Annotated in this window: 14 protein-coding genes and 1 pseudogene; 7 read left to right on the top strand and 8 right to left on the bottom strand. The window is 65.3% G+C overall.

Annotation, left to right across the window (positions count from 1 at the left end; all coding sequences use genetic code 11):
- Both KBY67_RS14080 and mgtE read right to left on the bottom strand, forming a co-directional pair.
- Positions 1-241 (bottom strand): sigma-70 factor domain-containing protein (locus KBY67_RS14080; RefSeq protein ID WP_399214531.1); only part of this gene is annotated, 241 nt, incomplete at its 3' end.
- Between the two features lie 93 nt (positions 242-334).
- Positions 335-1,762, bottom strand: a complete 1,428-nt coding sequence (mgtE, locus tag KBY67_RS14075) for a magnesium transporter (RefSeq protein ID WP_255111710.1) — start codon at positions 1,760-1,762, stop codon at positions 335-337.
- 92 nt (positions 1,763-1,854) lie between these two features.
- Between mgtE and KBY67_RS14070 the strand changes: the two genes are divergently transcribed.
- On the top strand, positions 1,855-2,334 hold the full coding sequence (locus tag KBY67_RS14070) for a glutathione peroxidase (protein ID WP_255111711.1): 480 nt from the start codon (positions 1,855-1,857) through the stop codon (positions 2,332-2,334).
- Here the strand turns inward: KBY67_RS14070 and KBY67_RS14065 are convergent.
- The 4 genes from KBY67_RS14065 to gyrB are packed head-to-tail and all read right to left on the bottom strand — an operon-like array spanning position 2,300 to position 5,428.
- Positions 2,300-2,767, bottom strand: coding sequence for a CrcB family protein (locus KBY67_RS14065; RefSeq protein WP_255111709.1), 468 nt, complete (start codon positions 2,765-2,767; stop codon positions 2,300-2,302). The genes KBY67_RS14070 and KBY67_RS14065 overlap by 35 nt on opposite strands.
- Position 2,768: 1 nt before the next feature.
- Entirely contained in the window at positions 2,769-3,143 is a 375-nt protein-coding gene (locus tag KBY67_RS14060; RefSeq protein ID WP_255111708.1) for a CrcB family protein, read from the bottom strand.
- A gap of 18 nt (positions 3,144-3,161) precedes the next feature.
- Positions 3,162-3,470 (bottom strand): SH3 domain-containing protein, encoded by a 309-nt coding sequence (locus KBY67_RS14055; RefSeq protein ID WP_255111707.1) that lies wholly within the window; start codon positions 3,468-3,470, stop codon positions 3,162-3,164.
- Positions 3,470-5,428, bottom strand: coding sequence for a DNA topoisomerase (ATP-hydrolyzing) subunit B (gene gyrB / locus KBY67_RS14050; protein ID WP_255111706.1), 1,959 nt, complete (start codon positions 5,426-5,428; stop codon positions 3,470-3,472). The genes KBY67_RS14055 and gyrB overlap by 1 nt, the downstream gene beginning before the upstream one ends.
- A 195-nt stretch (positions 5,429-5,623) precedes the next feature.
- On the opposite strand from gyrB, the gene miaA reads away from it, so the two are divergent.
- The 6 genes from miaA (at position 5,624) to KBY67_RS14020 (ending at position 11,393) form a co-directional block, all read left to right on the top strand.
- Positions 5,624-6,520: a tRNA (adenosine(37)-N6)-dimethylallyltransferase MiaA gene (gene miaA / locus KBY67_RS14045; RefSeq protein ID WP_255111705.1), complete on the top strand. Its 897-nt coding sequence runs from the start codon at positions 5,624-5,626 to the stop codon at positions 6,518-6,520.
- Between the two features lie 55 nt (positions 6,521-6,575).
- Entirely contained in the window at positions 6,576-7,232 is a 657-nt protein-coding gene (infC, locus tag KBY67_RS14040; RefSeq protein ID WP_255111703.1) for a translation initiation factor IF-3, read from the top strand.
- 115 nt (positions 7,233-7,347) lie between these two features.
- A complete protein-coding gene (locus tag KBY67_RS14035; RefSeq protein ID WP_255111701.1) occupies positions 7,348-8,376 on the top strand; it encodes a GntR family transcriptional regulator in 1,029 nt (342 codons plus the stop codon).
- Positions 8,373-9,134 carry a serine O-acetyltransferase gene (gene cysE / locus KBY67_RS14030; RefSeq protein ID WP_255111699.1) on the top strand — a complete coding sequence of 254 codons (762 nt, stop codon included), beginning with the start codon at positions 8,373-8,375 and terminating at the stop codon, positions 9,132-9,134. Before KBY67_RS14035 ends, cysE begins: the two co-directional genes overlap by 4 nt.
- Positions 9,135-9,157: 23 nt before the next feature.
- Positions 9,158-9,961: an ABC transporter permease gene (locus KBY67_RS14025; protein ID WP_255111698.1), complete on the top strand. Its 804-nt coding sequence runs from the start codon at positions 9,158-9,160 to the stop codon at positions 9,959-9,961.
- Positions 9,962-10,025: 64 nt separating this feature from the next.
- A complete protein-coding gene (locus KBY67_RS14020) occupies positions 10,026-11,393 on the top strand; it encodes an ABC transporter ATP-binding protein (protein ID WP_255111697.1) in 1,368 nt (455 codons plus the stop codon).
- A gap of 140 nt (positions 11,394-11,533) precedes the next feature.
- On the opposite strand, the pseudogene KBY67_RS14015 reads toward KBY67_RS14020, so the two are convergent.
- Positions 11,534-11,860: pseudogene (locus KBY67_RS14015) on the bottom strand (IS1595 family transposase); the annotation flags it as partial.
- A gap of 446 nt (positions 11,861-12,306) precedes the next feature.
- Positions 12,307-12,519, bottom strand: a 213-nt coding sequence (locus KBY67_RS14005) for a transposase (protein WP_255111696.1), incomplete at its 5' end; no start/stop codon positions are given.

Here is a 12,519-nt window from a genome sequence, read left to right as displayed (position 1 = left end):
CCGCACGCATCTCCAGTTCCTGCTCCGCTTCCTCCAGCCGCATCAGCTCCTGCACCTGGCGGCCCAGGGTGATCTCCTGCTCATGCGTCAGCAGAGGCACCCGGCCGATGTCTCGCAGGTAGGAGCGCACCAGGTCGCCATCCACCGGCGGCAGGGTGCGCACGGCGATGGGGGCCTGGCGAGGGCTCGCCTCGGGGACGGACTGGAGGGCGGCTGGGGGGCTGGAGAGGGCGGCGACCACGACGAGGGAACTTCTGACGGTGTGTGAAGCCTAACCTGAAGAAGTGTGAAGGGACTCTCAGGAATGGCACGAGTTCCGCCGAGCCCTCCCAGCTCAGGCCGGCATGCCCACGTGATTCAGCAGCCACGACGCCGTTTTCAGGTAGATGAACACCCCGGCCACGTCGGTGGCGGTGGTGATGAAGGGCGCCGACATCAGGGCTGGATCCAGGCCCAGCCGGTCGAACAGCAGCGGCAGCAAAGCTCCGGCCGTGGCCGCCAGGGTGGTGATGCAGACCAGGCTGATGCCAGCGGCGGTGGCCACCAGCATCCCGCCACCCACCTGCCAGGCCCAGGGCACCACCACGATCACCAGCAGCAGCCCCAGCAGCAATCCTGAGAGCGCTTCACGGCCCACGGTGCGCCACAGCCCCAGTGCCTGGATGCGCTGGGTGCTGAGGCCACGGATCACCACAGTCGAGCTCTGGGCGCCGACGTTGCCGCCGGTGCCGATCAGCAGCGGGATGAAGGCCGCCAGCCGCACCACCTCCTGGAGCACCCCTTCCTCGGAGGCGATCACCGCCGAGGTGCCGGTGTTGGCCACCAGCAGCACCAGCAGCCACACCACCCGGCGGCGGGCCACGGTGAAGAGGTTGCTCTGGAAGTAGTCGTCCTCATCGCCGGCCTGCACGGCGCCGGCGGCGTAGAGGTCGCGGGTCGCCTCCTGCTGGATCACGTCGATCACGTCGTCGACGGTGACGATCCCCACCAGCCGCTGCTCCAGATCCACCACCGGCACGGCCAGAAAGTCGTAGCGCTGGATGATGCGGGCCACCTCCTCCTGATCAGCGGTGGTGGTCACGTTCACCACCTCCCGCGTCATCACATCGCCGATGCGGTCCTCAGGATCGGCCGTCACCAGGTCGCGCAGCGAGAGGATCCCTGTGAGATGGCGGGAGGCGTCGGTGACGTAGAGGCTGTAGACGGTTTCGGTGTAGCGGGCGCGGCGGCGAACAATGTCGAGGGCCTGGGCGGCGCTGTGGAACTCCTTGAGATCGATGAATTCGGTCGTCATCAGACGGCCGGCGGTTTCGGGCTGGTAGCCCAGCAGCTGGGCCGTCACCCGCCGTTCGGCCGGGCTGAGCTCCACCAGCAGCCGGCGCACCACCTTGGCGGGCAGCTCGTCGAACAGCCGCACCCGATCATCGGGTGACATCTCCTCCACCAGCTCCAGCACCTCACCGGAGCGCAGCCGCTCCAGCAGCAGTTGCTGCACCGGCTGATCGAGGTACTCGTAGACCTCAATGGCCTCGTCCTTGGCCAGCAGGCGGAAGGCCAGGGCCTGCAGGGTCTGGGGCAGGGCGCCGATGGCCTCAGCGCAGTCGACGGGCTGAACGGGCTCCAGCAGCAGCTTGACGCCGCCGTAATTGCCCGCGTTGAGCAGAGCCTGCAACTGTCGCGCCACCACTTCGGCCACGGGCAGCCGGCTGCTGCCGGCCACCCCTGCAGTGGAGGCGCCGCCGCCGCTGGTTCCCTCGCTCATCGGCCTGAAGGATCGCGGCTTCCCGAGTGTATGGGCGAAGGCCCATCGCGGCGACGCGGCCCGCCTAGGGTCCGGCCGGTTGAGGAATGTCCATGACTGTCAATGTGTCGGATGTGGTGGTGCGCGGTGCCACGGGTGCTGAGCAGCGCCTGGGTGACTTTGCGGGCCAGGTGCTGCTGATTGTGAATGTGGCCAGCCGCTGCGGTTTCACCCGCCAGTACGCCGGGCTGCAGAAGCTGAACGAGACCTACGGCGAGCGCGGGCTGCAGGTGCTGGGCTTCCCCTGCAACGACTTCGGCGCCCAGGAGCCGGGCACGCTGGCCGAGATCCAGCAGTTCTGCTCCACCACCTACGGCGCCTCCTTCACCCTGTTCGACAAGGTGCACGCCAAGGGCGTCAAGACCGCGCCCTACGACCTGCTCACCACGGTGGAGCCGGCCGGCGATGTGGAGTGGAACTTCGAGAAGTTCCTGGTGGGAAAGGACGGCACCGTCCTGGGCCGCTATAAGAGTGCCGTCGAACCCGATGGCGCCGAACTCACCGCCGCGATCGAAGCGGCCCTGGCGGCCTGAGTCCACGCCTGAACCTGACCCAGGCCGCCAGTCTGGGCAGCAACCGCCGGCTGGTGGCCAGCCCGGCGGCAGCGGCGGCCACGCCCATCCCCAGGCTGGCGATCAGCAGGGTCAGGGCCTCAGCCGCTTGACCCTGGCCGTTGAGGCGCACCAGATCCAGCATCCAGGAGCTGAAGGTGGTGAGCGATCCACAGAAGCCGATGCCCCCCAGCAGCAGCAGGGGGGCGCGCCAGGGGATCGGTCCGGCGAGTATCCCGAGCAGGAACGAACCCATCAGGTTGGAGAGCAAGTTGGCGGCTGCCACCCCGCCGGCCCCGGCGGCCAGCAGCGGACCGACCTGAACCCCGAGTTGCCAGCGCAACAACGCCCCGGGCACGGCCCCGGCAGCCACCAGCCCCAGCTCCCACAACGCGAAGCGCAGGCGGCGTCTCATCTCAGGCGGCCCCGATCAGTAACCCCAGCTGCACCGCCAGCAGCCCGGCCAGCACGGAGGCGGCCGCCAGCTGCACCGCCTCGCCAGGCTGACCCTGGCGCACGACCTGCAGCACTTCCACCATCAAGGTGGAGAAGGTGCTCAAGCTGCCCAGGAAACCGGTGGCCAGCAGCAGCATCAAGCCACTGCCTCCCAGACCACATCGCCGCTCCAGGGCCACCAGCAGGCCGAGGGCGAAGGCGGCGGTCACGTTCACCCCGAAGGTGCCCCAGTGCCGGCGGGGCAGCATCGGCTCGAAATGGTTAATCAGCCGCAGCCGCAGCCAGGCCCCTGGAACAGCTCCGAGAGCCACCAGCAGCACGTCATGCCAGGACATCCAGCCCGGTCGGCCCCATCAGCCTGAAAGCCAGCCGCGGCTCGGTTGCCCGGCCGCGGGGCTGGAGATCTGAACCTGCAGCCAACGGTCACCACCGGGTTCCCACCACGTGCGCAGCAAGCGCAGGGGCTCGCTGCGCTCCAGCTGGGCCAGGGTAGGGGCGGAGTGCCGGGGGGCGCAACGCAGGGCCAGGGACCCGTTCGCCAGCAGGGGGTCGTGGTGTTGGCGCCGCCGCAGCTCCGGTGAGCGGCGCTCGCCACCCCCTGCCGGCAACGCTGCTGGAGCGATCAGGGCCAGCCCCAGCACCCATGGCAGGCGCCAGTCCATCAGATGTCGAGCTGGGCGAAATCCAGTTCGGCGCTGTGTTTTTCGATGAATTCGCGGCGCGGGGCCACCTTGTCGCCCATCAGGATTGTGAAGATACGATCAGCTTCGGCAGCATCCTCAATCTCCACCCGTTTCATCGTGCGGGTGGTGGGATCCATCGTGGTTTCCCACAGCTGCTTGGGCATCATCTCGCCGAGGCCCTTGAAGCGCTGGATCGTGTAGTTGGCCTTCTCCCCGAACCCACCGAGGGTTTTCTTGAGATCCTGCTCGTTGTAGCAATAGGTATGATTCTTGCCTCGCTCCACCTTGTAGAGAGGCGGGCAGGCGATATAGATGTAGCCGCCTTCCAGCAGGATTTTCTGGTAGCGGTAGAAGAACGTGAGCAGCAGCGTGCGGATGTGGGCGCCGTCCACATCCGCATCAGTCATGATCACGATGCGGTGATAGCGCAGGGCCGAGAGGTTGAACTCCTCACCCTTGATCCCCAGGCCCAGGCCCGTGATCAGGGCCTGAATCTCGGTGTTCTTGTAGATCTTGGCGTCGTCGGTTTTCTCAATGTTGAGAATCTTGCCGCGCAGGGGCAGGATGGCCTGGAAGCGGCGATCACGGCCCTGCTTGGCGGAGCCACCAGCTGAATCACCCTCCACGATGTAGATCTCCGATTCGGAGGGGTCGCGGGAGCTGCAGTCGGCCAGCTTGCCGGGCAGGGTGGAGCTCTCCAGCACTGACTTGCGTCGCACCAGCTCGCGGGCCCGGCGGGCCGCCTCAGCCGCATTGAAGGCCTGGATCGCCTTCTCCAGGATCAGGTCGATCACCTGGGGATGGAACTCCAGGAATTCACCGAGGGCCTCGCCCACCACCGAATCAACGATGCCGCGCACCTCGGTGTTACCGAGCTTGGTCTTGGTCTGACCCTCGAACTCGGGTTCCGGCACCTTCACCGAAAGCACGGCCGTGAGACCTTCGCGGATGTTCTCACCAGCCAGATTGGAGTCGGCGTCCTTGCGCTTGCCACGTTTCTTGGCAAAGGTGTTGAGGGTGCGGGTGAGCACCGTTTTCAGTCCCTCGATGTGGGTGCCGCCGTCAACGGTGCGGATGTTGTTGGCAAAACCGAGAATGCTGTCGGAGTAGGCATCCACGCACCACTGCAGCGCCGCTTCCACCTGCACGCCATCTTTGGAGGCGTTGACGTAGATGATGTCGGGGTGGAGGGGATCCTTGCCCGCATTCATGTAGGTGACGTACTCGCGGATGCCGCCTTCGTAGTGGTAAACCTCCTCGTGGGGGGTGCCATCAGGCTGCTTGGCCGCCTCGCGCTCATCGCGGAAGACGATGCGCACGCCGCCGTTGAGATAGGCCAACTCACGCATCCGCCCCGACAGCGTGGTGTAATCGAACTCGATCCCACCGCTGAAGATCTCGACGTCGGGCTTGAAGCGCACCGCCGTGCCCGTGGCGCCACTGGAGTCGTCCTCGGAGCGCAGACTGCCGATCGGGGCGCCGCGCTCGAAGCGCTGGCGGTGCACCTGGCCCTGGCGGCGCACGGTGACCTCCACCCATTCACTGAGGGCATTGACCACGGAGATGCCCACCCCGTGCAGGCCGCCGGAGACCTTGTAGCCGCCACTGCCGAACTTGCCGCCGGCATGCAGAACGGTCAGCACCGTTTCCAGGGCCGACTTGCCGGTGCGGGGATGGACGTCGGTGGGGATACCGCGGCCGTTGTCGGTGATCTCGGCGGATCCGTCCTCGCAGAGGCGCACCAGGATGGCGTCGCAGTGGCCGGCCAGGGCCTCGTCAACGGAGTTGTCGACCACCTCATAGACCAGGTGGTGCAGCCCCCTCGGCCCCGTGGTGCCGATGTACATGCCCGGGCGCTTGCGCACCGGCTCAAGGCCCTCGAGCACCTGGATCTGCTCGGCACCGTAGGCGTGTTGGATCTTGGAGGGGTCGCTCATTCCGGAGGTCACACCAGGCGGACGGCGAGGTCCATGGGGGAAGATAAAGGCTTGGGCAATGAAAAGGGTGGTTGAAGGGCGAATGCAGCGCCCGAACCCCTGCCCGAGCCATCAAGATTACCACCGAAGGCTCACAGCCGCCCCCAGGGGCCTCTGACGGCCCGTTCAGACCAGGGATGCACCCCCCAGGATTCCATGCCCCTGCCGCCCCTGCTGATCGCCCTGATGGGACCCACCGCCAGCGGTAAGACCGCCCTGGCGATCGAGCTGGCCGAAGCCCTGGATCTGGCCGTGCTCTCGGTCGATTCCCGCCAGCTTTACCGGGGCATGAGCATCGGCACTGCCAAACCGAGCGCCCAGCAGCGCGCCCGGGTATGCCATGAGTTGCTGGACCTGCGCGATCCCGACCAGCCGATCAACCTGCAGGAGTTCTGCGCCGTCGCCCGGGCGGCCATCGCCGCCGAACACCGCCGCCGGGGTGTGGCCCTGCTGGTGGGCGGCAGCGGCCTCTACCTGCGTGCCCTGACCCAGGGGCTCGAACCACCGGCGGTGCCACCCCAGCCCGCCCTGCGGGCCCAGCTGCAGCAGCTCGGTCAGCCCTTCTGCCACCAGCTCCTGGCTCAGGCCGATCCCCTCTCCGCCGGGCGTATCGCCGCCGCCGATGCCGTGCGCACCCAACGGGCCCTGGAGGTGATCTATGCCACGGGCCGGCCGCACACGGCCCAGCCCAGAGCCTGCCCGCCCCCCTGGCGACTGCTGGAGCTGGGCCTCAACCCCCCGGACCTGCGCGAGCGCATCAGCCGGCGCAGCCAGCAGCTCTACAGCGATGGCCTGGTGGAGGAAACCCGGCAACTGATCAGCCGCTACGGCGCCGGCCTGCCCCTGCTGGCCACCATCGGCTACGGCGAAGCCCGCTCGCTGCTGGCCAAAGAGCTGACGGAAGCGGAGGCCATCGCCCTGACCAGCCGCCGCACCCTGCAGTACGCCAAACGACAACGCACCTGGTTCCGGCGCCAGCATCAACCCCTGTGGCTGGAGGGCGACGATCCCCTGCACCAGGCATTGCCAGCGGTGCAGCGCGTCCTAGGGTGACTCTCTGGTCTAACCAGAGTCAACGACACCACTGCCCGTCCCCTCGCCTCTCTGAATGCCACCTCGTCCCCGTTTCGATCGCCGCGCCCCCGTCCGGGAGCTCCCCAACATCAACGACCGCATCAGCTACCCCCAGCTCAGGGTGGTGGATGCCGACGGCAGCCAGCTCGGGGTGATCACCAGGGAAGAAGCCCTGGAGGTGGCCAAGGACCGCGACCTTGACCTGGTGCTGGTGAGCGAGAAAGCCGATCCGCCGGTCTGCCGGATCATGGACTACGGCAAGTTCAAGTTCGAGCAGGAAAAGAAAGCCAAGGAAGCCAAGAAGAAGTCGCACCAGACCGAGGTCAAGGAAGTCAAGATGCGCTACAAGATCGATTCGCACGACTACCAGGTGCGCATCGGCCAGGCGGTGCGCTTCCTCAAGGACGGCGACAAAGTCAAGTGCACGGTGATCTTCCGCGGCCGCGAGATCCAGCACACGGCCCTGGCCGAGCAACTGCTGTTCCGCATGGCCAAAGACCTTGAGGAGAGCGCCGAGATCCAGCAAGATCCCAAGCGGGAAGGCAGGAACATGATCATGTTCCTGACCCCGCGCAAGACGCCTCTCACCAAGGAGAAGGACGCCGCCGCCCTGGCCGCCAAGGCCGTGCGCACCATTCCCTCCCCGGTCCGGCAGCTCAGCAACGCCGAACCAGCCACCAGCGACGCCTGATCCGGCCCCTGCACTGTGACGGCAGCAACCGGCACAGGCTCGTATGCCACAGGGGGAATTGTCACCAGCGCCGAAGCTCCGTAGGGTGGCCCCACCCGTACTGGTTTCCTCCGGCGTGCGATTCCACATCCAGCAGGAAAGCGATATCCCGGCGTCGACCCAGCTCTACAACCAGATCTGCTTTGCGATCGCCGCCCGGCACTACCCCCCGGGCCATCGACTGCCCAGCACACGGCAGCTGGCCATGCAGACCGGCCTGCACCGCAACACCATCAGCAAGGTCTACCGCCAGCTGGAGAACGACGGGGTGGTGGAGGCGATGGCCGGCTCCGGCATCTATGTGCGCGACCAGCAGAAGCCGCGGGAGCTCAAGGTGCCGCCGGGCCTGCGCAACCGCCTGCGCCCCGACATCGACCGGGAAGTGCGCCAGTGCGTCGACGGGCTGCTCAACGCCGGTTGCACCCTGCAGCAGGCCCGTGAGCTGCTCACCCGCGAGATCGACTGGCGCTTGCGCTGTGGCGCCCGCGTGCTGGTCTCGACCCCCCGCGAGGACATCGGCGCCTCGATGCTGATCGCCGAGGAACTGGTGCCAGTCCTGGAGGTGCCCGTGGAGGTGGTGCCGATGGAGGAGCTCGAAGCCGTGCTCGAGAGCTCCAGCAACGGCACGGTGGTCACCAGCCGCTACTTCCTCCAGCCCGTGGAGGAGCTGGCCCAGCGCTTCGGCGTGCGGGCCGTGGCGGTCGACCTCAACGACTTCCACCACGAGCTCAACCTGCTCAAGGAGTTGCGGTCCGGCAGCTGCGTGGGCCTGGTGAGCATCAGCCCTGGCATCCTGCGCGCCGCCGAGGTGATCCTCCACAGCATGCGCGGCAATGAGCTGCTGGTGATGACCGCCAACCCCGACGTGGGCAGCCGCCTGCTGGCCCTGCTGCGGGCCGCCAGCCACGTGCTCTGCGACCGCCCCAGCCTGCCCCTGGTGGAGCAGACCCTGCGCCAGAACCGCTCCCAGCTGATGCGCCTGCCCCAGGTGCATTGTGCCCAGAGCTATCTGGGCGCCGCCACCATCGATCTGCTGCGCAAGGAGATCGGCCTGATCGGCCCCCGTGACAGCCACAGCGACGGCCCAGCCGCACAGGCCGGATGATCAGGCGCTACCTGAACCCCCTGCTGGCGGATCTGCGGATCATCAAGGAACGGGACCCGGCTGCCCGGGGCACCCTCGAGATCCTACTCTGCTATCCCGGCTTCCAGGCCCTGGTGCTGCACCGCCTCAGCCACCGCCTCTGGACCCTGCAGGTGCCGCTGCTGCCTCGACTGTGCTCGCAGGTCGGGCGCTTGTTCACCGGCATCGAGATCCATCCGGGCGCCACCATCGGCCACGGGGTGTTCATCGACCACGGCATGGGGGTAGTGATCGGTGAAACCGCGGAAATCGGCAACCGCTGCCTGCTTTATCAGGGGGTCACCCTGGGGGGCACCGGCAAGGAGCACGGCAAGCGCCACCCCACCCTGGCGGAGAACGTGGTGGTGGGAGCGGGAGCCAAGGTGCTGGGAGCGATCACGGTGGGCACCAACACCCGCATCGGCGCCGGCTCGGTGGTGCTGCACGATGTGGGCCCCGACAGCACCGTGGTGGGTGTGCCGGGCCGTGTCATTCATCAGTCGGGCGTGCGCATCGATCCGCTGGCCCACTCCCAGCTGCCGGACGCCGAAGCCAAGGTGATCCGCAACCTGATGGAGCGCATCGACACCCTCGAGAGCGAACTCAGCCGCCTGCAGACCTGCCTGCGCGAAGTGGCGGCCGGCCGGCCCATCCAGGAGGCCTGCGGCGGCCGCGCCCAGAGCCTCAAGGACCGGGAAATCCTGGAGTTCCTGGGCGACCGTCCGATAGGTGATGGTTGAGGAAAGCGGCGATGGCACGGATGATGCGCCTCACGTTTCAGCGGAGCCTGCTGGCCCATCGCCAACTTCTCTGGAGGCTGGTGGAGCGAGAGGTGGCTGGACGCTACCGGGGGTCGATGCTGGGCTGGGCCTGGAGCTTTCTCACACCGCTGTTGATGCTGGCGGTGTACACCTTTGTGTTTTCCCAGGTGTTTCAGGCGCGCTGGGGTGATCTTCAGCAGGCAGGCCCCCTTGGTTTCGCAATCAATATGTTTGCCGGCCTGATCGTGTTCAATCTGTTCGCCGAGTGCACCGGGCAGGCACCAAATCTGATTCTGGCAAATTCGAATTACGTCACCAAGGTGATCTTTCCCCTGGATCTTCTTTCCGTGGTGAACGTGGCTTCCGCCTGCTTCCATGCCCTCACCAGCCTGGTGGTGCTCGCGCTGTTCCAGCTCTTGGCGCAGGGGAGAGTACCGCTCACCATGCTCTGGCTCCCCCTGGTATGGCTTCCCTTGATCGGGGGCTGTCTGGCCATCAACTGGATCCTCTCGGCCCTCGGGGTCTATCTGCGTGACATAGGCCAGGCTGTTGGCGTGGCCCTCAGCATGCTGATGTTTCTCAGCGCCGTGTTCTATCCGTTGAGTTCGCTACCCGAGCGCTGGCAGCCCATTCTCTCGCTCAATCCCCTGGTGATAATCATTGAGCAGACCCGGAGGGTGGCCGTGAGCGGGCTGATGCCCAGCCCCCTCTATCTACTTCTGGGAACCATTCTGGCCCTGGCGGCGTGCGAGCTGAGCTATCGGGGCTTCCAGAAAGCCCGCCGAGGATTCGCCGATGTCATCTGAGCGGCCTCTCATCAGGGCTCAGCCGGCCGGTACCTCCACGGCAGCAAGCGAAGAACTCGCGGCCGTGGAGGTGCGTTCGCTCAGCAAGGTCTACCGGATCTACGAGCACCCCCGCCATCGACTCATGCAGGCGTTCTGGGGACAACGTCGGCGTTTGTATGAGGAGTTCTGGGCCCTTCAGCCCCTCAGCTTCCGCCTGGGCCGTGGCCAGACCCTGGGCATCGTTGGGCGCAATGGCTCCGGCAAGAGCACCCTGCTGCAGCTGATCTGCGGCACCCTCACCCCTAGCAGCGGCGACGTGAAAGTTCGCGGACGGGTGGGGGCTTTGCTGGAGCTGGGAAGTGGCTTCAATCCGGAGTTCAGCGGCCGGGAGAATGTGTTTCTCAATGGAGCGGTACTCGGCCTGAGTCAGGCTGAGATCGAAGCGAAGCTCGAGGCCATTCTTTCCTTTGCTGACATCGGCGCCTTCATCGATCAGCCGGTGAAAACCTATTCCAGCGGCATGGCGGTAAGGCTGGCCTTTGCCGTGCAGGCCCACATTGACCCGGATGTGCTGGTGGTAGACGAGGCACTTGCCGTAGGTGATGAACTATTCCAGAAGAAATGCTATGCCCATCTGGAAAAACTCAAGACCCAGGGCACCTCGATCCTGCTGGTCACCCACAGTTGCCCGCAGATCGTTCAGCATTGTGATGTGGCTTTGTTGATGCACAAAGGCAAGGGCAGGCGATGGGGAAAGCCTGCGGAAATCACCACGCTCTACCAGCAGCTCAGCTACGCCGACGACGCGCAATGGGATGCCATCGTGGGATCAGGTCAGGAGGTTGACGGAAACAGCGGCACCGGGGGATCCACCGGAACACCGCGCCTGGATCAGATCGGCGCAGCTCATGGACAATCAAGCTTGATCACCTTCGAATCCGGCGTCAAAACCACGCCCCACCTGGACCCCAACCTCCAGCCAGCCTCCACGATGGTCTATCCGAGCCATGGGGCGGTGATCGAAGCGCTTGAGATCAGGAGCATGGATGGCCTGATCGCGAACGTGCTCCCCTACGGCGAGCCATTCATGCTCGAGTTTCACTACACAGCCGAGCAGGACCTCAGCCAAGTGGCCTTCGGCTGCCACGTGGCCAGCCATACGGGCAGCCGGGTCACAGGGCAGATCCATCCGGAGCGGGGAGAGCTAGTGCCATGGATCGAGGCCGGTCACCGGTGGTCGATCCGCTTCCACTTCCACGGTGGGCTCTGGCCAGGGACTTACTTCATCGGCGGTGGCCTCTGGAGCCCGGAGGGAGCGCAGCGGTTCATCCACCGCGTCGTCGACTTCAAGGCCCTGCGCATCACCGCAGCAGCAGAGGTGGGCATTGTGGGACAGTGCGATCTACACGCACGGCCGGCAGAGCTGTTTCTCAACGATGACCAGCCGTGAACAATCCTAGGATCCGCGACGGCGACTTTGAACTGAACTACAGCTGCTCTTGAGGTTGCCATTGCTTGAGTCCTACTGGGCAGCATTAAACTGTGTCGGCCGTACGCGGCAGGCAGCAACTGGCATGGCCGACGACCTGGCTTCACGTGCCGAGGGTGGCCCGCATCATCGAGAGAGACGGCTGCCATACCGTTCTCAGCCAAGGTAGGTACGATCTACCTGCACCTTTCCCCGCAGGACATAGGTCTCCTCCCGCTCGCTCGCTCATCGCCTGCATGATCTTGTTGTGAATCAGCCAGGCGATTCGGTAGTTCACCCCGAGATGACGCATCAAGGTGAGGGAAGAAATTGCAGACATGGCCTGGTCCACCAAATCGAAAGCGAGAAACCAGGTGGTCAGCGATAACGTGAGGCGACTCCATGATCGTGCCGGTCGTGAGGTTGGCCTGATGGCGGCAGCTCCGGCACTAGGAGGCTGTTGCACGTAGCCAAATTGGCAATGCAAACTAGAATCTTGACCTCATTTCGGGGCCAAAGCGTCTCAAGGCCTTCTCACCGAGATCGACAATTCTTTGCGAAGTGAAGACCTTCAAACCGACTGAACCGCAGTGGCTCTAGCTCCATTGGCAGGTCATGCCAACTGCACGGTTTGTCTCGTCCTGAGATCACGGAATGAACCTAGGAAGGAACAAAAAGCCAGCAAAGCTTGCTTTCGTGATCTACGTGCAACAGCCTCCTAGTCGTGCTTGTGGCGCCTGCCACCGATGAGCCCATATTCCTTACCCTCAAATCGGGGGGCATCGGCAGCCGTCGGGCGAGCATGACTTCTCCAAAGCAGCCTCGTCTTTCTCCTCGGTTCCGTAGAGCTCGCTAGCTCCATGAACTGGGGCAGCAACAGTGAGGTGGACGGCTTTTACTGGACAGATTCGCCCCCTGACATCGTTAACTCCGGGCGGGAGGAACAGGGTTTGGTCTCAGTGTAGACCCCATGGGGAGTTTTGCCTCCCAAGGAGCTGTGTGGTCTTACATGGCCATACCTCCAGAAGAAGCGGGCCAGGCTGATCTCGGCTTCCCAGCCATCGCCATAGGCGCGGAGGTAGACCTCCTCATATTTGACGGTGCGCCA

The sequence above is a fragment of the Synechococcus sp. RedBA-s genome (genome assembly GCF_024345495.1).
Classification (GTDB): Bacteria; Cyanobacteriota; Cyanobacteriia; order PCC-6307; family Cyanobiaceae; genus Regnicoccus_A.
The sequence above is the reverse complement of the archived record's forward strand: the minus strand, read 5'-3'. Positions and strand labels throughout refer to the sequence as shown.